The sequence below is a fragment of the Nonlabens xiamenensis genome (assembly GCF_003865345.1).
Lineage (GTDB): Bacteria > Bacteroidota > Bacteroidia > Flavobacteriales > Flavobacteriaceae > Nonlabens > Nonlabens xiamenensis.
On record NZ_RMVE01000005.1, the window covers coordinates 290,373 to 313,755 of the forward strand.

The window sequence follows — 23,383 nt, forward strand, 5'->3', positions numbered from 1 at the left end:
GAATTTTTTGTGTAAATTTGCCACGTTTTTGTGCAGATTTTTTGTGCAGACTCAAAACCCAATATATGAGCGACAACATTAAAGCGTACCATAGCGTACTTGAACTGATAGGAGAGACCCCATTGATTCAACTTTCCAAAACGGTTCAAGATTTTCCGGGAAGCTATTACGCCAAAGTAGAAGCGTTTAACCCTGGCCATTCGTCTAAAGATCGCATCGCCCTTCACATTATAGAAGAAGCAGAACGCAAAGGAATACTTCAACCAGGCCATACCATCATTGAGACCACTTCTGGAAATACCGGATTCAGCATCGCCATGGTGAGCAGGATTAAAGGTTATGACTGCATACTAGCCGTGAGCTCTAAATCAAGTGCAGACAAGATTGATATGCTGAAGTCCATGGGGGCCAAAGTATATGTTTGTCCCGCACATGTCAGTGCAGATGATCCACGCAGTTATTACCAAGTTGCGAAAAGATTACATGAAGAAATCAAAGACAGTATCTATATCAATCAATATTTTAATGAACTGAACATAGATGCTCATTACAACACCACGGGCCCTGAAATCTGGGAACAAACGGCTGGTGAGATCACACATCTGGTAGCTTGTAGTGGAACCGGAGGAACGATCTCTGGTACGGCGAGGTTTCTTAAAGAGCAAAATCCCAACATCAAGATTTTGGGGGTAGATGCTTATGGTAGTGTACTGAAAAAATACCATGAGACCCAAGAATTTGACAAGGATGAAATATACCCATACCGTATTGAAGGACTGGGGAAAAATCTGATTCCAACAGCTACAGATTTTGATACTATTGACAGTTTTACCAAGGTAAAGGACGAAGATGCCGCCCATATGGCGAGGTTGATTTCTCAAACTGAAGGTCTATTCGTTGGTTATACCAGTGGAGCGGCCATGCAGGCGGTGAAACAACTGGCAAGCCAAGGTGTATTTGACAAGGACTCTAAGGTGGTTGTTATATTTCCTGACCACGGTTCTCGTTACATGAGCAAGATTTATAATGATCAGTGGATGCAGGACCAAGGCTTTTTTGATTCCAAATCTACAGCCGACCAGCAGCATATCGAGTATATCAAGTAGATTGAAGCTTGCTTGTTGGAGCAGAGGCCAGTTTCATCAATGCATTCGGTTATCCTATGCAGCTGCTAATGGGAATGGATTTTTTGTAAAAAATAGCTTCTGTTTATTGAAGGAGTAGCTGGAAGTTATTAAGGTTGTTCTCCTTACCAGTATTATCTGAAATTTAGAATATATCGTAGGTTGTATGTAAGCCATTGTTATATCAATGACTTATCACCCAATTGTGCGTAAAATTCTTATTACTATGCATGCATAGTATATGTATAATCCTTCATACTTTGTATATTTGCCTGCTTAATAAATGATATGAAGGACTTATTTGACAAAATTTATAAGGACAAGGGACCATTAGGTAAATGGGCAAGTGTAGCTGAAGGATATTTTGTATTTCCGAAATTGGAAGGACCTATTGCCAACCGAATGCGTTTCAATGGTCGAGAGGTCATCACCTGGAGTGTCAATGACTACTTAGGACTGGCTAATCATCCAGAGGTAAGGAAGGTAGATGCAGAGGCTGGTGCTGAATATGGAAGTGCCTATCCTATGGGTGCCCGAATGATGTCTGGTCATACCGATTTGCATGAACAATTACAAGACGAATTGGCCGAATTTGTTGAAAAAGAAGCCGCCTATTTGTTGAATTTTGGGTATCAAGGTATGGTTTCCACTGTAGATGCACTGGTATCCAAGGATGATGTCATAGTCTATGATGTAGATGCTCATGCCTGTATCATTGATGGTGTACGATTGCATCATGGTAAAAGATTTACCTATAAGCACAACGATATTGAAAGTATAGAGAAAAATTTACAGCGTGCTACCAAAATCGCCGAACAGACTGGTGGTGGTATTCTGGTGATTTCGGAAGGAGTTTTCGGTATGCGAGGTGAGCAAGGGCGTTTGAAGGAGATTGTTGCCTTGAAGGAAAAGTATAACTTCCGACTATTTGTGGATGATGCACATGGTTTTGGAACACTAGGTAAAACTGGAGCCGGAGCAGGGCAGGAGCAAGGCGTACAAGATCAAATTGATGTGTATTTTGCCACATTTGCCAAATCACTGGCCAGTACAGGAGCTTTCATTGCAGCGGATAAAGAGATTATTGATTACCTGAAATACAATTTGCGTTCGCAGATGTTTGCCAAATCACTTCAAATGCAATTGGTCAAAGGTGCTTTAAAACGTTTGGATATGTTACGCACCATGCCAGAACTAAAAGAAAAGCTTTGGGAGAACGTTAATGCTCTTCAAAACGGACTCAAAGACAGAGGTTTTGACATCGGTACTACGCAATCCTGTGTGACTCCAGTTTATTTAAAAGGGAGTATACCAGAAGCTATGGCTTTGGTCAAAGACTTGCGAGAAAATTTTGGAATTTTCTGTTCGATCGTAGTTTATCCAGTGATTCCGAAGGGAATGATATTATTGAGATTGATCCCAACAGCATCGCATACACTGGAAGATGTAGAAGAGACGCTGGATGCGTTCTCTGCGATCAGAGACCGATTAGAAGGCGGTGTGTATAAAAGACTAAGCGCAAAAGTTGCTGAGGCGATGTCCTAAGTAATGCGTTTTGATCCATTAAGAGAGGTTGCCTAAAAAACATACATTGTAAAATGTTGTCAGTCTAAGCTTGTCGAAGATCGTTTGAAGATGAAGAAACTAAAAACTTCGACAAGCTCAGTTTGATCATATAAATCTTCTGTTGGGGCCGCCTCTTGTTTATTTTCAATATTTCTGTTACAGGCTGTCCTTATTTTTTTTCAGGTAAGCTTGTTGTATCACGCTGATCGGGTAGGTATCTACTTTATAGCCTTCGGCCTTTCCTGCGGTCGTTGAATCCTGTAGGCTGGACATGGTGATCATAAAATCCATGTGGTCCGGATAAAACTTTTCGGTACTATTCAAAAGGTTACCCGCTACCTGATAAGTACTAAAGAGCGTACCATCTGCATAAGCAACAGGAAGTATGATACCGTTATTCTCATCCAACTCAAAGACATTCGGATTCGGCGTGCTAATGAGGGTGTAAGCTCTTTCAGACCGCTCTTCACCGTAAAATATTTTATAATCAAAACGTGTGCTATCGGCAGTAGATAGTAAATGAAATTCCATGGGAATGGAATTGACACCGTTACTGGTAGTGATTTCCAGATCACCTTTATACACACCTAAATAATCGTTGGGAAAGTCGAATGCCTTTTTTACGTCAGCGGGTGTTTCTTCAGCCGTGGTGGACTCAAACTCTTTGGCCTCTTTACAGGCCAGAAACAAAGGCAAGATCAGAAATGCTATCCATTTTTTCATGGAGCGAAAATAGGTATTAAAAAGAAATCCCGAGTCGTCCATATAGACTTCTCGGGATTTCCCACTAACCAACCAAAAAACTTTATGAAAATTACTCTTAATAACCTTCTTATAGTATGTTTCAATTCCCGTGCCAAAGTATTATGCGTACATAATAAAATTATTACTCATTCTTTGATTTAACTGCCTTGAAAAGGAAATCCCGAACGCTCTTGCAAACCTCCGGGATTTCTCACTAACCAACCAAAAAACTTTACGAAAATTACTCTTAATAACCTTCCTACCATATTATTCAATTCCCATGCCAAACTATTATGCGCGCATAATAAAATACCGAAGAATATCATGGTGGTTGCAGAATAAAGAAATCCCGAGTGATCGAGCGACCTCTCAGGATTTCCTACTAACCAACCAAAAAAACTTTATGAAAAAATACTCTTCAAAATCACATTTATCTGAAAAACAATACATTGAGTATGATTTTCTTCAAATGAGCGTGCAAAAATACATAGTATATCGGGATTGGCAAGTATTCTTTGTTATTTATTCGATAAACGGCAAATCAGAGCCATTTTTTCCATCTGAAGAATCCAAGCAAGCTTACAAATATAATGGCGTTTAGAATCCAGAAGTATTGATAGCCATGCTCCCAGGTCAGTTCTGGTATATGTTCAAAATTCATCCCGTAAATACCAGCCACAAAAGTCATAGGGATAAATAACGAACTCACAATAGTCAATACCTGCATGACTTGATTCATTTTATGGCTTACACTGGACAAATACATATCCCTTAGTCCTGCATTGATTTCGCGATACGATTCCACCGTTTCTATAATCTGTATACAGTGATCATAGGCATCTTGAAAGTAAGCATGTGTCCTTGAATCGATCAAAGTGCTATCCTCTTTTAATAATCTGCTGATGGACTCCCGCAGCGGATAAATGGCTCTTCTTAAACTGAGCAACAACCGCTTATTGCGTTGGGCCTTATTGAGGCTATCCTTTTGTGGTTCCTCAAATATTTCATCTTCTAATTGGTCCAGGTAATCCCCAATCTGTTCCACGGCGATAAAATAATGGTCGATAACACTATCGATCAACGCATAAAACAAATAATCATTTTTAACGGAACGTATTCTCCCTTTACTGTTTTCAATCCGGTCTCTTATGTTCTCAAAAACATCCCCTGTTTTTTCCTGAAAAGTGATAACGGCATCCTGTGTCAGGATAATACTTACCTGCTCTTCATTGAGTTCGTTGTTTTCTGTATCATAGGAAATCATTTTTATACATTGATAAATATATTCTCCATAAAACTCGGTTTTAGGACGTTGGGTGGTATTGGCAATATCTTCCAGTAACAAATGATGTAAGTGGAATTTGGATCCAACTTTTTCCAATAAGTCTATATCGTGTACACCGTCTATATTGAACCAGTTTACCCGGTCTTCCTTGAGCTGATCCAGGAAAATCCCATACTGCTTAGAATAATGATCTTTATCGTATAAAATCGTTTCTGCTGTGACTTCTCCATCGCGCTCTTCTCCTACATACGAAATAGTTCCAGGTGGCTGAAACACGGTACTTTTTGACTTTGGGGTCGCCTTGCGTCTAAGTCTTAGCTTTGGGGTCTTCATAGGCTTGTAATACTAATGCTAAGATAGCTTTTCTGCAATATAAGGAGCGGTATAGCTCTCTTTGACCTTGGCTACCTCTTCTGGTGTACCGGTGGCTACAAGTCGTCCTCCTTCCTGACCACCTTCAGGTCCTAAATCGATTACATAGTCGGCGCATTTGATCAGATCCATATTATGCTCGATCACGATCACCGAATGACCTTTATCAATCAAGGCATTAAAACTGTCTAATAGTTTGTTGATATCGTGAAAATGTAGTCCTGTTGTGGGTTCATCAAAAATAAACAGGGTCTTATCGTTAGTTGTTCCTTTGACCAGAAAACTGGCCAATTTAATACGTTGTGCTTCACCACCAGATAAGGTTGAGGAGCTTTGTCCTAAAGTGACATAGCCTAGACCTACATCTTGAAGTGGTTGGAGTTTTTTGATGACTTTTCTTTCTTCGTGTTTCTCAAAAAAAGCAATGGCGTCATCGATTGTCATATTTAAGAGATCATCGATATTTTTACCGTGATAAGTTACTTCCAGGACCTCTTTTTTAAATCGCTTCCCTTTACAGGTTTCGCAAGTCAATGTAACATCTGCCATAAACTGCATTTCGATGGTGACTTCACCATCTCCTTTACAGGTTTCGCATCTACCACCATCCACGTTAAATGAAAAGTGTTTAGCCTTATAGTTACGAATTATGGACAATTTCTGATTGGCATAAATATTCCTGATATCGTCGTAGGCTTTGACGTAGGTCACCGGATTTGATCGCGAACTCCGACCAATAGGATTTTGGTCAATAAATTCGACCGTCTTGAGGTTTTCAAACTTGCCTTTGATATCAGTAAATTGGCCCGCTTTTTTACCATAACCTCCCAATCTCTTAAGTAAGGCTGGGTATAAAATTTGTTTGACCAGTGTAGATTTTCCACTACCAGACACTCCTGTAACCATAGTTAGTACACCCAAAGGAAAACGCACGTCAATATTTTTTAGGTTGTTTTGACGGGCGCCTACGATGTCAATATGGTATTTATGATTTCTTCGCTTTCGCGGAAGCGGAATCTCCATACTTCCATTAAGGTATTGAGCCGTAAGACTATCTGAAGCTAATATTTTCTCCAGACTTCCCGCAGCCACCACTTCGCCGCCATGAGTTCCGGCTTTGGGTCCAATATCTATGATTTCATCAGCCGCTTGCATGATTTCCTCATCATGTTCAACCACGATCACCGTGTTACCCAAATCCCTCAGGTTTTTTAATACTTTTATCAAGCGTTGGGTATCTCTGGGGTGCAAGCCGATGCTGGGTTCGTCCAGTATATACATGCTGCCCACCAAACTGCTTCCCAAAGAAGTGGCTAGATTGATGCGCTGACTCTCTCCTCCAGAAAGGCTATTTGATTTTCGGTTGAGTGTTAGATAACTTAACCCTACATCGGCCAAAAAACCTAACCTGTTGTTGATTTCGACCAACAAACGCTTAGCGACCTGACTATCGTGTTCGTTGAGTTCGAGTTCCTTAAAGAACTCCACTAGTTCCTTAATGGGCATCACCACAAGATCAGTTATCGTAGTATCGTTGATCTTTACGTAGGAAGCCTCTTTGCGCAAGCGTGCACCACCGCAATTACTGCAACGTGTTTTGCCTCTGTATCGGGACAACATCACCCTATTTTGAATTTTATAAGCTTTTGCTTCCAGTTCCTCAAAAAAGGCATTGATTCCTTGAAAATGTTTATTCCCATTCCAAACCAGATCCTTTTCCTTCTGAGTTAATTCAAACCAAGGCCGGTGGATCGGAAAATCAAATTTTGCTGCATGCTTAATCAGTTGGTCATTGTAGTAAGACATACTATCTCCTCTCCAGGGGAATACTGCTTTTTCATATATAGACAAAGCAGTGTTGGGAATGACCAGATCCTCGTCAATACCTATCACATCACCATATCCCTCACATTTCGGACAGGCACCATATGGGTTATTAAAGCTAAACAAGTGTGGATTAGGCGCTAAAAACTCCATTCCATCCATTTCAAACTTATTGCTAAATTCTCGAACGGCACTTCCGTTCATATGCTCGATATAGGCTAATCCTTTACCTTCAAAAAACGCGGTGTCCACAGCGTCGGCCAGGCGATTGTAAAAATCTTCATCATCTCTTTTAATGATACGATCTACTACAATTCGCACCTCGTCTTTTTTACTGTATTCAAGCCCTTCTTCATCGATGCGATGTATATCATCATTGATCTTGATCCTCGTGTATCCTTGTTGCAATAGGACTTGGAGTTGATCCTTGATTTCTCTTTTACCCTTGACAATCAATCGAGTCGTCAACAGTAGCTTGGTACCATCTTCTTGGGATTTTACATAATTAATGACATCGGTAACCGTATCCTTTTTGACCTCATTCCCGGAAATAGGAGAGTAGGTACGACCGATGCGGGCAAAAAGCAATTTTAGGTAATCGTAAATTTCTGTACTGGTTCCAACGGTAGACCGCGGATTGGTAGAGTTGACTTTTTGCTCGATCGCAATGGCGGGAGCAATACCTTTGATATATTCTACCTTGGGTTTATTGAGTCGGCCCAGAAATTGTCGCGCATAGGAAGATAGACTTTCTACGTACCTGCGTTGACCCTCGGCATAAAGTGTATCAAAGGCCAGGGAAGACTTACCACTTCCTGATAGGCCGGTGATGACCACCAGTTTATTTCTAGGAATCGCGGCATTGAGGTGTTTAAGGTTGTGTAGCTCGGCTCCCTTAATTAAAATATTCTTTTTAGGGCTTAGCTGATCGATATCGGCAAAAAGGCTTTTTTTGGGCATATGCACAAATATAAGATCGGTGATCGTCCCAGTTTCCCGCATTATTGTAAGAAAAATGTTAAATAATGTTACATGATTTTGTTATTCTGGAATAAAAGTTGCTATATTTAGCCCGTTAACATTTTTTAAACACTACGCGTATAGGATAACATTACTTTAAAAATCGATCTACAAGGAACATCTGGAGGATCAACAAAGTTGTTATACTATGCTTATGGAAAATGTTAAAGACTCAGTACTGGTCCGACAGTATATTGAAGGGGATGAAGGATCACTAGAAATTCTTATCCGTCGTCACAAACAAAGAATCTACAGTTTTATTTTTTCAAAGGTTATGGATCGGGACATCACTGAAGATGTTTTCCAGGATACCTTCATTAAAGTTATCAAAACCCTTAAACGCGGCAAATACAATGAAGAGGGTAAGTTTCTACCTTGGGTCATGCGTATAGCCCACAACTTGGTGATTGATCATTTCCGTCGCAACAAACGCATGCCTAAATTCCAGTCTAGAAATGATTTTGATATTTTTGACGTGATCAGTGATGGTGAGGAAAGTATGGAATATGAGATGATCACCAGTCAGTTGCACGATGATGTTAAACGATTGGTAGAAGAGCTGCCTGAAGATCAAAAAGAAGTATTGGTGATGCGTATCTATAAAGAGATGTCCTTCAAAGAAATAGCTGCTGCTACTGATGTTAGTATCAACACGGCGCTCGGAAGAATGCGTTATGCCTTGATCAACCTGCGCAAGGTGATTGACAAGCACAATATTGTATTGACAAGATAATTAGTGTTTTTTGGCCGATTCTTATAATAAAGCCTTGAAAGTTGCGTTTAATTCAAAACTAAACCCAATTCCAAATGGCAAAACTTTACAAAGAATCATTACCAGAATCCGTGAAACCCCTTGGACCGAAAGAGGATACCATCAAGCTGTTGCTCAGCTTTTCAAAAGCTTTGAGTATATCTCATTATAAAAACATGACTTTTGAGATACTCAATAATTAAAAATTAATTTTTGTTTTCGAAAAAAGCCCATTTTGAAATGAAATGGGCTTTTTTAAGGTGTATATCATCCATCTTTCGCGATATTTAAAATAATACCAGACGGTCAGTTCTTCCTCAGTTCTTCTTACTTTTTGTGGCGGCATATTGGTTGAGCACGCTTTTTCTACCTACTGTTTTAGTAATGATGTCTTTTTCCAGATCCCAACCTCTGGCAGGACTATACTCTCTACCGTACCAGATGATTTGCAAGTGTAAGTCATTCCATTTTTCTCTGGGAAAAAGCCGTTTGGCATCTTTTTCAGTTTGAACTACATTTTTTCCGTTGGTGAGGTTCCAACGATACATCAAGCGATGAATGTGCGTATCTACTGGAAAAGCAGGTATTCCAAAAGCTTGCGATAATACCACCGCCGCGGTTTTGTGTCCGACGGCCGGTAATTCTTCTAATTCTTCATAGGTCTGCGGGACCTGACCTTTATGTTTATCGATTAAAATTTGGGATAAACCGTGAATACCCTTAGATTTCATTGGGCTGAGACCCACCGGTTTAATGATTTCCCTGATCTCATCTACACTCAGCCTCACCATGTCGTAAGGATTGTCTGCGCGTTCAAAAAGTAAAGGGGTAATCTGATTGACCCTGACGTCTGTACTCTGTGCACTCATGAGTACGGCAATCAATAAAGTGTAAGGGTCTTTATGGTCTAAAGGAACAGGAATAGTAGGGTAGAGCTCTTCTAGCTTATTTATGATAAATGCAACCTTTTCTGCTTTGTTCATTAGTATCTTTATGCTTTGAAACCCAAAAATACGATTATGACTTCATTAAAAGCGGGTGATCCAGCCCCAGATTTTAGCATCCCCAACCAGGATGGTCAAACCATTTCCCTCTCTGACTTTAAAGGTAAAAAGTTGGTGCTTTTCTTTTATCCGAAAGCCAGCACACCAGGTTGCACCGCTGAAGCCTGTAATTTAAGAGACAATATTGACCGCTTTCGCGAAAGCGGATACGAAATTCTAGGGGCGAGTGCCGACAGTCAGAAGCGTCAACAGAATTTTAAAAATAAATACGATTTACCTTATGATTTACTGGCCGATGAAGACCATGAGCTACTCAATGCCTATCAGGTTTGGGGACCTAAAAAGTTTATGGGCCGAGAATATGATGGGATACACCGTACAACTTTTGTGATCGATGAAAAGGGGATCATCAGCGAAGTTATCCAAAAGGTAAAAACCAAAGAACACGCTGAGCAGATTCTATAAAGGAGCATCCTCTACCGAGGTTTCTGGTTCAGACTCTGTGCTACATTCCTCGTTACAGCCGAACAAATTTTGCGCTTTCATCAAATCAGCAATACCTTCTGGCAGCATTTCTTCCCAACCTGATTCACCTTGTTCAATCTTGCGCAATACATCCCTGGAGAAAATGTGCAGAATATCTGGATTGTAATCCTCAATATCCTTAAGTTTTCCATTGTACTTGAAGAATTTATACAATTCCTTCATACGTGGATGTACTTTAAGGTTTTCACTGGTGGTCAATTCGCCAGTCTCTTTGTCAAGAAGCGGATACAGATAAACGCGTAAATCTTTAAAGAAGAGTTTACCAAAGGCTTCCAGAATACCTCCACTGAGGTGCGTATAGTATTTGGTGTCAAAGATATCAACCAGGTTGTTGACTCCCATCACCAGCCCTATACGTTCTTTCGTGTAGTTATTCAGGTACTCAACCAACTTATAGTATTCCTTGAAGTTGGATATCATAACTGTTTGTCCGAGAGAGCATAAAAGCTCAGCTCGATGCATAAAATCTTCCTCGTCAATTTCACCACTGGCCCTTAAATTGGATAAGGTAATTTCAAATATGGTTTCTAGTTTTTCTTCCTTAACCGTACCTGATTTTAGAAACCTTCTCCTGGCAGTTTCATACATATCCATATTCACTTTGGTCACTGGTCTAAAGCTTCCACGCAAGGCCAATACATTCTTTTTGTACAATATGCGCGCAGAAAGGATGTTGTTTCCGTCAGGACCAAACATGACCGCCTCCGTCATTCCATTTTTTAACAGCTGTAAACTCATCAGGCGGTTGTCGACTTGCTTGAATCGAGGACCAGAAAAATTGATCATATCAATTTCGATCTTATCTTGATCAATATGGTCATATAGGTATTGCAGCAATTTCTTGGGTTGATCGTGCTTATAAAAAGCGCCGTAAATCAAATTGGTTCCCAATGTTCCTAAGGTAATTTGTTGCAGTCTTGCGTCACGTTCCTTAAAACGCACGTGCAATATGATTTCTGAATAATCCTCTTCTGGCGAGGCTTGAAAGCGTATACCCACCCAACCGTGACCTAGATAGCGCTTGGCAAAATCAATGGTCGCTACAGTATTGGCATAAGTAAAAAAGAGTTTTTCAGGGTGCTTTTCTCTGGAGAGTCTTTGCTCGATAAGATCTGTCTCGTGCTGTAGCATTTTCACCAATCGGGACTCAGTCACGTATCTACCATCACCCTGTATACCGTAAACAGCATCAGAGAAATCTTTGTCGTAAGCGCTCATGGCCTTGGCAATAGTTCCAGAGGCGCCACCTGCTCTAAAAAAATGTCTCACGGTTTCCTGTCCAGCCCCGATCTCGGCAAAAGTACCGTAGATGTTTCTGTTCAGATTAATTCGTAAAGCTTTGTTTTTGAGAGAGGGGACCGATTCAAAATCGTGGTCGCCAGGCAAGGATATACCCATTGGTGCTTATTTGCTGTTTACACAAAGGTAGCAAAGCCCTTAGCTTTATAAAAAAATATCAATACTTTTATGAAACAATTATGGAAGTAAAAATCACGCTCTTGGGAACTGGAACATCCCAGGGAATTCCCATTATAGGTAGCACACATCCAGTATGTTTGAGTCAGGATCCCAAGGATAAAAGACTGCGCGTAAGTGCACTTATTGAGGTCCAGGGAAAACGCTTTGTCATCGACTGTGGGCCAGATTTCAGACAACAGATGCTGCGACATAAGATCACAAGGTTGGACGCCGTTTTTTTTACGCACGAACATGCCGACCACACAGCAGGGCTCGACGACTTGCGCCCGTTTTATTTTCGGCAAGGTGATCTGGAGTGTTTTATGACCCCTAGAGTACATAAGGCCTTGCAAGAACGATTCCATTATATCTTTACTACTGAGAATAAATATCCAGGTGTAGCGACCCTCAATGTGCACGAATTTGGCAACGAGAGCTTTATCGCAGATGGGGTAAAAATCACTCCGGTACTGGCAGATCATGGATATATACCTGTTCACGGATTCCGGATAGGTAATTTTGCCTATATGACTGACGTAAAAACTATTGCCGATTCAGAAAAACAAAAACTAAGAGGACTAGATGTGCTCGTGCTCAATATGTTGAGAAAAGAGCCGCATCCTACCCACCTAAACATGGAAGAGGCGATGGTGTTGATTGAAGAATTACAACCTAACCGCACCTATTTTACCCACATAAGCCACCATTTAGGGTTCCACGAAGAAGTACAACAAACCTTGCCCGAGAATGTGTATTTGGGCTATGATAATCTAGAAATTATTTCAAAATGATGAAAAAGAACATTTATTTATACCTATTTATTTTTGCCGCACTCATTGCTTTAATTGTTTATGTGAACGGTAGGAAATACCAAGAAGATTTGGAACAAAACGTTTCCCAACTTAGGAATGAACTCAGTAAAAGTGATGAGTCAAGAAAGGATTTGCAACGCCAACAGTTGGAGTGGGAGCAACGCTCAACTTTTTCTTTAGAAGGCAATCCTGAAGCCGAGAGTTATTTTGACTCCTTGGGCACTTCTGCCGACATAGTAAAGTCACTGATAACCGACGAATTGTTAGAACTAAACATTCAAACTGGTGGAAATCCATTGATCCCTTATGTAGGCGCTGGTAAGGGCTATCATATCATTGATACTCAGTTTATCAATCACCGCTGGGTATTGGCCAATTTTACCGACGGTCAACGTTGGGGAGAAATACTTATCCAGTATTTTTTTGATGAAAATAATGAACTAGAACTTACCGAAGTTGGAACAGTACTTTATCCAAACTAATACCTGCTGATCACCAACCGAACATGGAAATAAGTTTTGAATACTGGAATCGCCTGGCCGATCAAACCATATTGATTAGTTCGCTGCTCTGTGGTTTCTCCATCGCTATTTTGGCCAATTTTCTGGTAGCTAGCCTGCGGAGTCGTTTGACCAATTACATTTTAGTTCTTTCTACCTGTGCCGCTGGTTTTTTACTGATCAGTGTGTTTGCGATGACTAAACTGCTGTTGCTCACCACCCAGGGCTATCCTTTTCCCGTGGTCAATGACGACCTGTTTTTTCCACGCATTGTTGGTAGCTGCTCTTTTTTTCTTGGGATATTTTCGTTGATTTCAGTCATTTCCCTATCCGGATGGACCCGATCAAAACGACTGGGTAGAATCACGACCTTGATTGGCTTGTTGACCCTGATCTGTTTACTGGTTGTATTGTACTGATTCTAAGCTGTTAAGAAAAAAGACGTGATTCCAACCATTTTTTCATGTCGTAAAAGTTTTCCCTGGCTACCCCATGACCTACAGGATAATCATTGAAAACATGTGGAATTCCCCATTCCTTTAATAGCTCAGGCGCCTTGCTTCCCCAAGCAAAGGGCACCACTTGATCCATGTTGCCGTGGGAGATAAAAAAGTGCGTGGTGTTTGCGCTTTCGCGAAAGCGAGACGCCAAATTTTCTTTTCCAGCGATCAACTCCTCATTGATATAACCGCTCATGGCTACTACATTTTGAAATTCTCTTGGATGCGAAAGACTAAGTCCATAGGAAAGTATGGCTCCCTGACTAAAACCTAATAGACTGATCTGTGCTGGATCTATGGGATAGGTTTGTTTGACTTCCTCTATAAAGCTCATCAATTTTTGCATGCTTTCCCGGGCCTGGTCGTCGTCACTGAATTTTTCACCATGTGGATCAAAGTTGATGGCATACCATGCGGCACCATACGGCGGTAATTCATAAGGCGCTCTAACAGAAATAATGAATAATCGCTCGTCCAATTCAGGAGCAAAAGAAAATAGATCTTCCTCATTACTGCCATATCCGTGTAACAAGATAAGAAGGGGGGCTTTTTCCAGCTTGGAAGGTCGGGTAAGGTGTTGAAGACTGAGTTGTTGTGACATTATTTGATAAAACTAAACCAGGTTTGAAAATAACTCCCTAAAACGGGTAGCGGGTCTTTTTGATCCCTCAAAGCAGAAAGCATTCCCAATAAGGCAATCAAAACCATCAAAGTGATGATCAGCAACGCGATATACCAAGTCGGTATCAATTCCGCAAAAACGCTGATAAGAATCGCAATTATAGCAATGCCAAACATTTGGCGTATATGGAAGGCGGCAAATTGCTGCCCTTTATTCTGATTCATAATTACGGCTATCCCAAAAACTCCGATAAACAGTAAAAGGTGAATGTATAAAAAAAGACTACTGGCATAAGCCAGAATGGCCAGATTTTTACCTGCTAGACTAGACATAAAAGGTAGATTTTTTATTGTTGACCACACCAAGTATCTTCCCTTTCATTGGACGTCCCAGAAAAGCAGAATTCTTGCTGGTGGATATGATATGTTCCTCGCCAAATTCATATTCATGAATAGGGTCAAACAAGGTCAGATTGGCGAGTGTATCTTCTTTTATCTTTGGTCTGCTTATTCCGAAAACCTGGTAGGCGTTGGTCAATAAAGCAATAGCTCTTTCGGTACTGACAATATGATTGAGTGCCCCAAAACAAGATTCTAATCCAACTGTTCCCGCTGCAGCATGATCAAATTCCACTGCCTTTTGCTCGATGGTCAATGGGGTGTGATCACTGGTCACCAGGTCCACTGCATTGGTGTTTAAATATTTTCTCAGGGCTTTTTGTTCGTTACTGTCCCGCAACGGAGGATTGAGCTTGAAACGCGTATCAAAGTCGGTAAGTACAGCACTGGTTAAAGTCAAATGGTGAATACTAACGCTGCTGGTTACGGTACTACCTGAATCTTTAGCACTTTTGATGAGTTTTAAGCCTTCAACCGTGGAAACGGTAGGGATGTGTAATCTTCCTCCAGCGTATTGGGCCAATCGGATGTCTCTAGCAATTTGTATTTCCTCGGCCAGTCCTGGCATAGATTTTATTCCCAAATGTATACTGTTCTCATCTTCATTGATCATGCCTTTTCCTGCGATATTTCTATCTTGAGGAAAGGATTGGATCACAGCATTAAAAGCCGATGCGTATTGCAATCCCACCTTGAGCAAATTTGCATTCTGTACACTTTTTTTGTAATCGTAAAATGAAACCGCACCTGCCTTTTTCATATCGTACAATTCTGCCAGATGTTCTCCTTCCTGTTGCAGGCTTAAGTTACCTACCGGAAAAACATTGACCACATTTCCTGCCGTGGCTTGCAACAGGTAGTGTATTCCAGATTGGTCCTGTGGATTGGGTTGATTGTTAGGGTTGAGCATGATACCAGTAAATCCGCCGGCTGCCGCTGCCTTCAGTCCATTTTCCAATGTTTGGCGCTCCTCAAAGCCCGGTTCGCCAAAACTTACACTGGAGTCCAACCACCCTATAGAAACATGGAGGTTTTGGTGTTCAATCAACTTAGCTTTCGGTTCCTCGATCTTGGACTGAATTTTTTGAATTTTACCATTTTTGATCAGGATATCCCTTTTCTTGAGGTGGAGTGACGAATCGGCATCAACGATGACAGCATTTTTGATCAGAATCATTTCAAGTACTTTAGGATCAACAGTTCACAAATTAAAAAAAACAAGGCACCCAGCACAAAATATTTCCAAAGGCTCAGTATATTTTCTTCTTGACTGATCTTGTCCAACACATCGCTTACCTCATTAAATACATCAGGACCTAAATCAGCATCTTGATAATAGGTCATTTTATTTTCTGAGCGGTCCAAATTATAGCTCAACGTAGCCATTTTTTTATCAGATTGCAATACGTTGTAGCTGCCGGGTAGTTTGAGTTCTTGCCCGCTAGACAACATGACATAGCTATCAAAGGCTTGCTGGGCTGGGATCCATTCCTGCGAATCAAGTTCAAGTTTTAGGACTTCATCCTGTTCCATGATGGCAGGAACCGCTATTTGATTGTCGGTTCCCAAGCTGTAATATAACTCTGGCACTGGCAAGGCGCTGATGGCCATATTATAAAATATGGGTACAATGAGTGGCGAATTTTGAAAGTTGGAGTTCTCCTGATTGATAGGAGCGGTAAAAATGTACATCTTACCTTTCTGAAACAGGAAGCTTGACCCATCTTCCAGCGAAAGAATAGGAGAGAGGGCGTTCGTTGTAAGCAGACTGGTGTTGATTCTGGGGTACTGAAAATTGGTTACTCGGTTATTGAAAACACCTTCCAGCAGTGGATGCGAAAAGTGGATCTGAGTAATGCGTTTTTCAAAATCATTCGGCTGCAGTGTCGGTATGCCGGCAATTTCTAGTTCAGACATTTGCAAAGAAGGGATAATGACAAGACTCCCTCCATTGGCCATTAATTTATTGAGTTCTAATCGCAAACCTGCGGGAATATCAGTCAGTTCATTCAAGATGACAAGTTGTTGTGATGCTACCAGATTGTAATTTAAATCACGCTCATTCACCGCTAGATATTCAAACTCAGGGCCATCATATAATCGATTAAGGAAATTACCATTGGCTCCGTTAACGCTCAATACCTTTATCTTTTGCAGATTATTAGTGCTGATATACATGCTATTGTCAAAGGTCAGGCCTTCATCTTCAATACTAACACTCGCTTGAAGTGGCTCGGTTAATTCCAGGTCAAACTCTGCTGTTCCCTCCTGATTTTCTAGCTTAACACTGGTCTTGGCCATCAGGATACCTGCATTGTCCAGGCTAATGGTGATTGGTGTTTCTACCTCATAATTGGCTGACAGATCAACCTCGAGCTTAAGTTTTCTTCCGTTCTGACTGGCCACAAAAACTGTGTCTATGGAAATATTATTTAGGTTTTGCGGTTCCAATTTGACAAATTCGAGTTTGATTCCAGGTAAGGAGTCTGTAAATGAACCAGATCCGTTTTTCTGAAAATCCGATATCAGGATCAGCTCTTTGACCGCCGCATCATTGTTGAAAAGCGACTGGGCCTTTAATTGAATTTGTTCGGGAGTAAGTGCGCTGCCAGTAAAACCACTATTCAATAGTGCATTGGAAAGTTGTTGTTTATTGGTGGCTGTAAATACCTGATCGTTGGTAAATAGGGAGAACACCTTATCTGGGGATAAGAATCGCAGCAAATCTGTCACTGCCGTATTATACAAGGTGGATTTGGCTCCTTTGGCCTGCATGGAGTATGAATTATCCAGGTAGATCAAGGTTTCCTTTTCGCTGGTGGCTGTATCGCTGCCAGGCCAATAGGGCTGAGCAAAAGCCAACACCAAACAGCTGATCGCTAGCATCCGCGCGAGCAAGCTCAACCATTTCTTTAATTGGCGACTTTTTCTAGTTTGATTGATCAGTGGCTTTAGAAAGGCAACATTGGTAAAGGCCACTTTTTTAAATCGCCTCAGTTGAAACAAATGCACTAAAATAGGTATGAGCAGAAAGAATAGACCGTAAAGAAGAGCAGGATTCTTAAATAGCATTTGGTTCTGTTACCTAAGGTCAAAGATAATCACTTTGACTGTAGCCACCATAATATTTTACATATACTCAACGCCGTTCTTTTTCATGGGGAAATGGAAGGCTATGCGCCAACTTGAGTTTTAACAACACTTAAAGTGGAGCACGGGTTGATCAGTGTTTGAATCGTTCAATCCTTATTGTCCTCTGTTTTAAAATCCTATCGATTGCTTATCAAACTGCGCTATAACTTGGCTTTACAATTCTTTAAAAGCACCCAACCCGAACAAGGCGTAATCATACTTAACAGGATCATCTGGGTCAAACTTCCTGAGTTGAAGGTCGAGTTCGCCAACGGCCTTTGCATCATTCTGCTTACGTTTTAGTAGCCCTAACTTTCTGGCAATATTGCCGGTATGCACATCCAGTGGCAAAGAAAGGGAGCTTGACGGAATTTTATCCCAGATTCCGAAATCAACGCCAGCCTGATCTTTTCTCACCATCCATCTCAAATACATGTTGATGCGCTTGGCACTGCTATTTTTTACTGGATCGCTCACGTGCTTCTCAGTTCTCGCAGGGTGTTTGATTTCAAAAAACACTTTTTTAAAAGCCGATATTCCTTCTTGTAAGTTGGCTTCTGTATGGTACGCTTTCGCGAAAGCGGATTCCAACCCGTCATGATGTGCATAGATATGCTGCAACGACCTCATAAAGCTTTGGGCGTCCTGGCTGTTAAAGGTCCGGTGTACGAAACCTTCAAAACGCGCTAGATCTTTTTCTTCAAAGTTTTTAATAAAATCTGAGGGGGCATGATCCATCAATTCCATTAGCCGGTTGGCGTTGTTGATGATACTTTTTCTATTTCCCCAAGCGATAGTAGCGACCAAAAAGCCTGAGATTTCAATATCTTCTTTATCATCAAATCGGTGCGGAATTTGAATCGGATCGTGTGGGATAAAATCCGAGGTATTATACTGGATCACTTTGGCTTCCAGAAATTCCTTAAGCTCTTTACGATTCATTTTCATAGGAACGACCCGTCCGACATGATGAGTTTGCGGTCGGCCAACTCTGCTAGTTCTTCATTGTGGGTAACGATCACAAAAGTTTGTTGCATTTCATCTCTGAGTTTAAAAATGAGCTGGTGCAAATCTTCGGCGGTACTGGAATCTAAATTTCCTGTAGGCTCATCGGCAAAAATGACTTTAGGATTATTGATCAATGCCCGCGCCACTGCCACCCGTTGCTGTTCACCTCCAGACAAGGCACCGGGTTTATGTTCAAACCTGTCTGAAAGTTTAAGGTAATCCAGGAGTTCTTTGGCGCGTTTTTCTGTGCTTGATTTGTCCTTATTACCGATGTAGGCAGGAAGACAAACATTTTCTAGGGCACTAAATTCAGGTAATAACTGGTGAAATTGAAACACAAAACCTAAGGACTCATTGCGGAATCGACTTAAGGCTTTAGGCTTCAATGACATCAAGTCTGTTCCATTAATACTCAACCGAGTCTCAGGTCTTGAATCTGGTGTTTCTAAGGTTCCTAGTATGTGCAATAAGGTGGTCTTACCAGCGCCCGAACTTCCTACTACACTTACTACCTCACCAGGTTGAATATGCAAATTTACGTCATTCAGCACCTGTAGGTCTCCAAAGCTTTTATTAATATGGGTCGCTTCTATCATAGCATAAAGGTAGGTGATACTAAGCTTTGAACAATCTCCTGGCATCATTGAAATCCAAGAAATAAGTCACACGCAGAGAAATATTGTGCCGTTGGTCTTGTTGAAAAAGGTTCTGCAGACTGTCCTGATAGCTGATTTCGCCCTGATCGTCTTGGTTAAAAATACTGTTGCGGTAGAGTAGGGTAGCCTCACTACCCGGCGCAAAGCGCCATCGGTAGGAAAGGTCAAGGTTCCAAATATTAAAATTAGCGTCTGGATTTTGTCCGTCCTCTAGCGCATAATCACTGGGAATGGTTGTACCATCATCTTGTAATTCCTCAAAGTTTCTACTAAAACTTGCTCTGGACCAAAAATTTCTAAAAGCAATGCTCAGTGCCTGTCGGTTGTTGAAATTATAGGTTCCAGATATTTGATTTTCTACGGTATGGGTGTTCCTGTTACTTAAAATAGCGGTTGCTCCTTCATTTATTCTAGTGACATAACTGATGCGGTCATCGGTCCTGGACCAGCTATACCTATAAATCAACAAAAATTTATCTGAAAACCTAAACCGCGGACTCACGTTGTAGTCATAACTTAATTCTGGGTCATCAAATCGTTGAAAATACCCGGCATTGATGTCCAGGGCAAGCTTTTTCCTGTAGTCGGTAGAAATGAACCCGCCCACAAAAGTTGCTGGATTATAACGCACCACTTGCCGAGGAATGCGGCTTTCAAACTGATTGAGGTTGCGGGTAGAATAGACCACATCCATCCCAAAAGCCAATCGCTCTCTGGTGATAAAAAAAGGGTTGAGGGTGACATCTGTTTTGGTGATAATGTCTGGATTGAGCTGTCGCTCGTGCCTCATTCTCAATTCAATATTGTACCGATTAAAAATACCTTGTTGGGTAAACTGATTGTATTGTAAGTCAGCCGCAAAGGTCTGAAAATTAGTACTGAAGTTTTGACCTAAATCGTTCGGATTCCAATTTTCTCCGGTGAGAAAGTGGCCCAATCTGGGGCGCCATTTTCCTGTTGTACGTCGCCATTGTATTTCAGTTTGGTAGCCAGAATCAGTCCCTGTAGGTGTAAATCTGTTACTCATTTTCACTTCCGTATGATAATTGTTGGCCGCTTGGGAATCGTTCAGATCAACGATCAAGGCAGTAACGTTGGCATCGGTAAAACTGCCGTTACGCAAGGTATTGGCATTGGCGATAGAGGCAGAGCTGTTTTTACCAAATTGCTGGTCCAGAACAAACATGTTGTAATTGGTAAAAGGTTCGGTGACCACCAATCTTCGGAAACCATCAGCTGAATTCTCTACGGTGGCTTCTGTTTTTTCAGTGATGGCATTGAGCACTCCTACACCCAGTCGGTTCTTGGTGCGCCCTGTGACTTTAACGGCATTGAGCAATTGGGCGCTGGATGGATTGTCAATGATATCCTCATTTTCAAAGAGTTCGATATTGCTAAAACCAGATGGTGTTTGTCCAATACGTCTCGAGAAAAATATACCACCTTTATTCAATAAATCGGTACCCTCATTAAAGAACGCTCGGTTCTCCCCAAAGGTTTGTTCAAAAGGTCCCAGATTAAGCCTTACCTGATCAAAGGCCACTTGTCCAAAATCAGGAATCAAAGTTGCATCCAAGGTAAAGGCCTCATTAATTCCGTATTTCAGGTCCAGCCCGGCGCTGTAATCGGTAGTGTTTTCTCCTGCAAACCTATTGTGAACAACACTGGTATAAGGATATAGATTGAGACGCAGGGGTGGATTGATCTCGGCCACTCCTTTTAGCAAAGCATCGTATTGAGTGTCATTACCTTTGGTAATATCAATATAGTTATAAGAATAAAATTCGTTTAATTTTACGATCCGGCGAGTGACTTGAAAACTCCAATCTTGAACGTTACGCTTAGGAAATCTAAGGGTTCGGTAAGGAATCTTCATTTCCACATACCAGCCTTTATCATCAATGCTGGTTTCTGAAGTAAAAACCACATTATAGCTAAAGTCTTCACGACCTCCTTCAACAATGGCATCTGCCAGGGCATTAGCACTGGTAGCAAAAAACCTGGTTTGATTGATCTGATTGTTGTAAGTATTGATATAAAAGCCGAAATTATCAGCTTGTACACCAATCTGGTCACGCTGAGAAAACTGAGTAGGGATACTGCCCGGGTCATCGTCATAGAGGTAGCCAGCCACGTACAAGGCGGTATCATCGTAAGCAATTTTCACCTCGGTGCGATGGGTTGGTCTTTCTGCCTGGCCATTTGTAGGCTCTATCATGACAAAATCTTTCGCAACAGGAAGTCCCTCCCAAAAGGCTTCAAAGGGCTTCCCATCAATATTTGGTTTGTCATTCACCCTGGTGGCTACATAAGATTTTCTGGAAATATTTAAAGAATCAGAGGATATTTCATTGGACTTGGTTGGCGTTTGTGCAGTGGCCGCTTTCGCGAAAGCGAATAGAAAAAACAGGAAATAAAAAGATTTCAAAGACATTCTGATTGGAGCAAAGCGCAAAAATAAAAGGTTTAACAATTTCTTTCATTAAAGACTTGTTAATATGGTATATGGCTATGGGCATGGAAGCTACATTGCAATATGGAAAAGGAAAAAGCAATCGTTGCAGGAGGCTGTTTTTGGTGTACCGAAGCGGTTTTTCAGAGAGTCAAAGGCGTGGAAGAAGTTCGGTCAGGATTTTGTGGAGGCCAAATCAAAAATCCGCCGTATCGGGAAGTTGTTCAAGGACGTACTGGTCATGCTGAAGCTATTGAAATCACTTTTGATCCATCCATCATCAGTTATAAAGAATTACTGGAGATATTTATGGCTACCCATGATCCAACGACCTTAAATAGGCAAGGGTATGACGTAGGTTCACATTATCGAAGCGCCATTTTTTATCTGAGCGAGCAGCAACGTGAAGTGGCGACCGCTTATGTCCGTTCACTAGAATCTACGGGTGAATATACAGATCCTATCGTAACAGAAATATCTCCCGCCACTGAATTTTACCCAGCTGAAGAGGCACATCACAATTATTACAACAACAATCGGGAGCAAGGCTATTGTCAGGTGATTATCGATCCGAAAGTGCGGAAATTGATGAATTCCTATAGCGACCTAGTCAAGGGTGAAGTGAAATAAATCCTCTATTCAGGTGTGACGTCGATCACTTGCTTATCTTTTTCATCCACGGATTTTGACTTGATGACATACGAATAAAACCACATAATTGTAAAGGAAGGAATGATATCTAAGCCTGGAATCATTTCTTCGATAGCGGTAAAAACACCAGCCGCCACACCGGTTTTGGAAGGATAAAGTTTGGTCATCAGATAACCAGCGATGGGAGCCCAGGCTACATCCGTGAGTTCTCCCCAGCCAGGAACCAGATAGGAAGCCATACCAATAGCATCAAATACCAGTCCGGCAAATAATTTGGAACGTTTAGAAGTCAACATAGTTTTTTATTGTAAACCTGTCAAATAACGTTCCAAAAACGAGGTTTAGTGCAGGTTGGCAGATATTAAATTTAAAAATTCCGTACGAGTTTCAACTTTTTCAAATTGACCTCTGAATCCACTGGTGGTTGTTGTACTGTTCTGTTTTTGAACACCGCGCATCATCATACACATATGTGCAGCCTCAATGACCACAGCCACACCTTTGGGCTTTAAGGTTTGATGTAAACATTCTAAAATATCATGGGTCAATCGCTCCTGAACTTGCAGTCTGCGAGCAAAAACGTCAACAACTCGCGGAATTTTTGATAGCCCAACAATATGACCATTGGGAATGTAGGCCACGTGTGCCTTTCCAAAAAAGGGTAACATATGGTGCTCACACAGACTATATAATTCGATGTCTTTGATAATAACCATGTCGTTGTAGTCTTCGGCAAACATCGCTCCTTTAAGAATCTCGACGGGATCAGAATTATATCCAGAGGTTAGAAATTGCATGGCTTTAGCAGCGCGTTCAGGGGTCTTAACCAGTCCTTCCCTTTGAACATCTTCTCCCAGCTCAGTAATCACTTCTTTGTATTTATCCTTGATTTCGTCGGTTATCTCAATGTTGTATTCTTCAAAAACTCGGTATGGTGCCATAGTGGGTAAATAAGTGA

Annotated in this window: 22 protein-coding genes; 8 read left to right on the forward strand and 14 right to left on the reverse strand. The window is 41.2% G+C overall.

What is annotated here, in order from left to right; translation table 11 throughout:
- Positions 1-65 precede the first annotated feature (65 nt).
- On the forward strand, positions 66-1,106 hold the full coding sequence (locus EGM47_RS13945; RefSeq protein WP_124981440.1) for a PLP-dependent cysteine synthase family protein: 1,041 nt from the start codon (positions 66-68) through the stop codon (positions 1,104-1,106).
- A 306-nt stretch (positions 1,107-1,412) separates the two neighbouring features.
- Positions 1,413-2,669: an aminotransferase class I/II-fold pyridoxal phosphate-dependent enzyme gene (locus EGM47_RS13950; protein ID WP_124981441.1), complete on the forward strand. Its 1,257-nt coding sequence runs from the start codon at positions 1,413-1,415 to the stop codon at positions 2,667-2,669.
- 177 nt (positions 2,670-2,846) lie between these two features.
- Here the strand turns inward: EGM47_RS13950 and EGM47_RS13955 are convergent, their stop codons facing one another.
- From EGM47_RS13955 to uvrA, 3 genes are all read right to left on the reverse strand, one after another.
- Entirely contained in the window at positions 2,847-3,413 is a 567-nt protein-coding gene (locus EGM47_RS13955) for a hypothetical protein (protein WP_124981442.1), read from the reverse strand.
- Between the two features lie 562 nt (positions 3,414-3,975).
- Positions 3,976-5,052 (reverse strand): magnesium/cobalt transporter CorA, encoded by a 1,077-nt coding sequence (gene corA, locus EGM47_RS13960; protein ID WP_124981443.1) that lies wholly within the window; start codon positions 5,050-5,052, stop codon positions 3,976-3,978.
- 18 nt (positions 5,053-5,070) lie between these two features.
- Positions 5,071-7,875, reverse strand: a complete 2,805-nt coding sequence (uvrA, locus tag EGM47_RS13965; RefSeq protein WP_124981444.1) for an excinuclease ABC subunit UvrA — start codon at positions 7,873-7,875, stop codon at positions 5,071-5,073.
- A gap of 208 nt (positions 7,876-8,083) precedes the next feature.
- On the opposite strand from uvrA, the gene EGM47_RS13970 reads away from it, so the two are divergent.
- Positions 8,084-8,668 (forward strand): sigma-70 family RNA polymerase sigma factor, encoded by a 585-nt coding sequence (locus tag EGM47_RS13970; RefSeq protein ID WP_124981445.1) that lies wholly within the window; start codon positions 8,084-8,086, stop codon positions 8,666-8,668.
- A 335-nt stretch (positions 8,669-9,003) separates the two neighbouring features.
- On the opposite strand, the gene EGM47_RS13975 is transcribed toward EGM47_RS13970, so the two are convergent.
- Positions 9,004-9,669: an endonuclease III domain-containing protein gene (locus EGM47_RS13975; RefSeq protein ID WP_124981446.1), complete on the reverse strand. Its 666-nt coding sequence runs from the start codon at positions 9,667-9,669 to the stop codon at positions 9,004-9,006.
- Between the two features lie 36 nt (positions 9,670-9,705).
- Between EGM47_RS13975 and bcp the strand changes: the two genes are divergently transcribed.
- Positions 9,706-10,155: a thioredoxin-dependent thiol peroxidase gene (gene bcp / locus EGM47_RS13980; protein ID WP_124981447.1), complete on the forward strand. Its 450-nt coding sequence runs from the start codon at positions 9,706-9,708 to the stop codon at positions 10,153-10,155.
- Here the strand turns inward: bcp and EGM47_RS13985 are convergent.
- Positions 10,150-11,634, reverse strand: a complete 1,485-nt coding sequence (locus EGM47_RS13985; RefSeq protein ID WP_124981448.1) for a TonB-dependent receptor — start codon at positions 11,632-11,634, stop codon at positions 10,150-10,152. The two genes, bcp and EGM47_RS13985, sit on opposite strands and share 6 nt — an antisense overlap.
- Before the next feature lie 80 nt (positions 11,635-11,714).
- Between EGM47_RS13985 and EGM47_RS13990 the strand changes: the two genes are divergently transcribed.
- Genes EGM47_RS13990 through EGM47_RS14000 form a run of 3 tightly spaced genes read left to right on the forward strand, consistent with a single transcriptional unit; the run spans position 11,715 to position 13,425 of the window.
- Positions 11,715-12,485, forward strand: a complete 771-nt coding sequence (locus EGM47_RS13990; RefSeq protein WP_124981449.1) for an MBL fold metallo-hydrolase — start codon at positions 11,715-11,717, stop codon at positions 12,483-12,485.
- Positions 12,485-12,988: a hypothetical protein gene (locus EGM47_RS13995; protein WP_124981450.1), complete on the forward strand. Its 504-nt coding sequence runs from the start codon at positions 12,485-12,487 to the stop codon at positions 12,986-12,988. Before EGM47_RS13990 ends, EGM47_RS13995 begins: the two co-directional genes overlap by 1 nt.
- Positions 12,989-13,011: 23 nt before the next feature.
- Positions 13,012-13,425 carry a hypothetical protein gene (locus EGM47_RS14000; RefSeq protein WP_124981451.1) on the forward strand — a complete coding sequence of 138 codons (414 nt, stop codon included), beginning with the start codon at positions 13,012-13,014 and terminating at the stop codon, positions 13,423-13,425.
- Positions 13,426-13,435: 10 nt separating this feature from the next.
- Here EGM47_RS14000 and EGM47_RS14005 read toward each other — a convergent pair whose 3' ends face one another.
- The 7 genes from EGM47_RS14005 to EGM47_RS14035 form a co-directional block, all read right to left on the reverse strand.
- On the reverse strand, positions 13,436-14,107 hold the full coding sequence (locus EGM47_RS14005) for an alpha/beta hydrolase (RefSeq protein WP_124981452.1): 672 nt from the start codon (positions 14,105-14,107) through the stop codon (positions 13,436-13,438).
- Positions 14,107-14,460: a hypothetical protein gene (locus EGM47_RS14010; protein WP_124981453.1), complete on the reverse strand. Its 354-nt coding sequence runs from the start codon at positions 14,458-14,460 to the stop codon at positions 14,107-14,109. Before EGM47_RS14010 ends, EGM47_RS14005 begins: the two co-directional genes overlap by 1 nt.
- Complete coding sequence (locus tag EGM47_RS14015; protein ID WP_124981454.1) at positions 14,453-15,703, reverse strand: dihydroorotase; 1,251 nt, start codon at positions 15,701-15,703, stop codon at positions 14,453-14,455. Before EGM47_RS14015 ends, EGM47_RS14010 begins: the two co-directional genes overlap by 8 nt.
- Entirely contained in the window at positions 15,700-17,598 is a 1,899-nt protein-coding gene (locus tag EGM47_RS14020; protein WP_124981455.1) for a BatA domain-containing protein, read from the reverse strand. The genes EGM47_RS14015 and EGM47_RS14020 overlap by 4 nt, the downstream gene beginning before the upstream one ends.
- A gap of 234 nt (positions 17,599-17,832) precedes the next feature.
- Positions 17,833-18,600, reverse strand: coding sequence for a TIGR02757 family protein (locus tag EGM47_RS14025; protein WP_124981456.1), 768 nt, complete (start codon positions 18,598-18,600; stop codon positions 17,833-17,835).
- Positions 18,601-18,602: 2 nt separating this feature from the next.
- Positions 18,603-19,262: an ABC transporter ATP-binding protein gene (locus EGM47_RS14030; protein ID WP_124981457.1), complete on the reverse strand. Its 660-nt coding sequence runs from the start codon at positions 19,260-19,262 to the stop codon at positions 18,603-18,605.
- 19 nt (positions 19,263-19,281) lie between these two features.
- On the reverse strand, positions 19,282-21,750 hold the full coding sequence (locus tag EGM47_RS14035; protein ID WP_240642486.1) for a DUF5916 domain-containing protein: 2,469 nt from the start codon (positions 21,748-21,750) through the stop codon (positions 19,282-19,284).
- Positions 21,751-21,858: 108 nt separating this feature from the next.
- Here EGM47_RS14035 and msrA point away from each other — a divergent pair, with 108 nt between their 5' ends.
- Complete coding sequence (msrA, locus tag EGM47_RS14040) at positions 21,859-22,404, forward strand: peptide-methionine (S)-S-oxide reductase MsrA (protein ID WP_124981459.1); 546 nt, start codon at positions 21,859-21,861, stop codon at positions 22,402-22,404.
- A 5-nt stretch (positions 22,405-22,409) separates the two neighbouring features.
- On the opposite strand, the gene EGM47_RS14045 is transcribed toward msrA, so the two are convergent.
- Together EGM47_RS14045 and folE are read right to left on the reverse strand one after the other, a co-directional pair.
- Positions 22,410-22,721: a hypothetical protein gene (locus EGM47_RS14045; protein WP_124981460.1), complete on the reverse strand. Its 312-nt coding sequence runs from the start codon at positions 22,719-22,721 to the stop codon at positions 22,410-22,412.
- A gap of 45 nt (positions 22,722-22,766) precedes the next feature.
- Positions 22,767-23,366 carry a GTP cyclohydrolase I FolE gene (gene folE / locus EGM47_RS14050; protein WP_124981461.1) on the reverse strand — a complete coding sequence of 200 codons (600 nt, stop codon included), beginning with the start codon at positions 23,364-23,366 and terminating at the stop codon, positions 22,767-22,769.
- Positions 23,367-23,383 lie beyond the last annotated feature (17 nt).

Excerpts from the sequence above, each read along its gene's own strand:
- EGM47_RS13945 (WP_124981440.1), top strand. The coding sequence starts at position 66 with ATGAGCGACAACATTAAAGCGTACCATAGCGTACTTGAACTGATAGGA.
- EGM47_RS13950 (WP_124981441.1), top strand. The coding sequence starts at position 1,413 with ATGAAGGACTTATTTGACAAAATTTATAAGGACAAGGGACCATTAGGT.
- EGM47_RS13955 (WP_124981442.1), bottom strand. The coding sequence starts at position 3,413 with ATGAAAAAATGGATAGCATTTCTGATCTTGCCTTTGTTTCTGGCCTGT.
- corA (WP_124981443.1), bottom strand. The coding sequence starts at position 5,052 with ATGAAGACCCCAAAGCTAAGACTTAGACGCAAGGCGACCCCAAAGTCA.
- uvrA (WP_124981444.1), bottom strand. The coding sequence starts at position 7,875 with ATGCCCAAAAAAAGCCTTTTTGCCGATATCGATCAGCTAAGCCCTAAA.
- EGM47_RS13970 (WP_124981445.1), top strand. The coding sequence starts at position 8,084 with ATGCTTATGGAAAATGTTAAAGACTCAGTACTGGTCCGACAGTATATT.
- EGM47_RS13975 (WP_124981446.1), bottom strand. The coding sequence starts at position 9,669 with ATGAACAAAGCAGAAAAGGTTGCATTTATCATAAATAAGCTAGAAGAG.
- bcp (WP_124981447.1), top strand. The coding sequence starts at position 9,706 with ATGACTTCATTAAAAGCGGGTGATCCAGCCCCAGATTTTAGCATCCCC.
- EGM47_RS13985 (WP_124981448.1), bottom strand. The coding sequence starts at position 11,634 with ATGGGTATATCCTTGCCTGGCGACCACGATTTTGAATCGGTCCCCTCT.
- EGM47_RS13990 (WP_124981449.1), top strand. The coding sequence starts at position 11,715 with ATGGAAGTAAAAATCACGCTCTTGGGAACTGGAACATCCCAGGGAATT.
- EGM47_RS13995 (WP_124981450.1), top strand. The coding sequence starts at position 12,485 with ATGAAAAAGAACATTTATTTATACCTATTTATTTTTGCCGCACTCATT.
- EGM47_RS14000 (WP_124981451.1), top strand. The coding sequence starts at position 13,012 with ATGGAAATAAGTTTTGAATACTGGAATCGCCTGGCCGATCAAACCATA.
- EGM47_RS14005 (WP_124981452.1), bottom strand. The coding sequence starts at position 14,107 with ATGTCACAACAACTCAGTCTTCAACACCTTACCCGACCTTCCAAGCTG.
- EGM47_RS14010 (WP_124981453.1), bottom strand. The coding sequence starts at position 14,460 with ATGTCTAGTCTAGCAGGTAAAAATCTGGCCATTCTGGCTTATGCCAGT.
- EGM47_RS14015 (WP_124981454.1), bottom strand. The coding sequence starts at position 15,703 with ATGATTCTGATCAAAAATGCTGTCATCGTTGATGCCGATTCGTCACTC.
- EGM47_RS14020 (WP_124981455.1), bottom strand. The coding sequence starts at position 17,598 with ATGCTATTTAAGAATCCTGCTCTTCTTTACGGTCTATTCTTTCTGCTC.
- EGM47_RS14025 (WP_124981456.1), bottom strand. The coding sequence starts at position 18,600 with ATGAATCGTAAAGAGCTTAAGGAATTTCTGGAAGCCAAAGTGATCCAG.
- EGM47_RS14030 (WP_124981457.1), bottom strand. The coding sequence starts at position 19,262 with ATGATAGAAGCGACCCATATTAATAAAAGCTTTGGAGACCTACAGGTG.
- msrA (WP_124981459.1), top strand. The coding sequence starts at position 21,859 with ATGGAAAAGGAAAAAGCAATCGTTGCAGGAGGCTGTTTTTGGTGTACC.
- EGM47_RS14045 (WP_124981460.1), bottom strand. The coding sequence starts at position 22,721 with ATGTTGACTTCTAAACGTTCCAAATTATTTGCCGGACTGGTATTTGAT.
- folE (WP_124981461.1), bottom strand. The coding sequence starts at position 23,366 with ATGGCACCATACCGAGTTTTTGAAGAATACAACATTGAGATAACCGAC.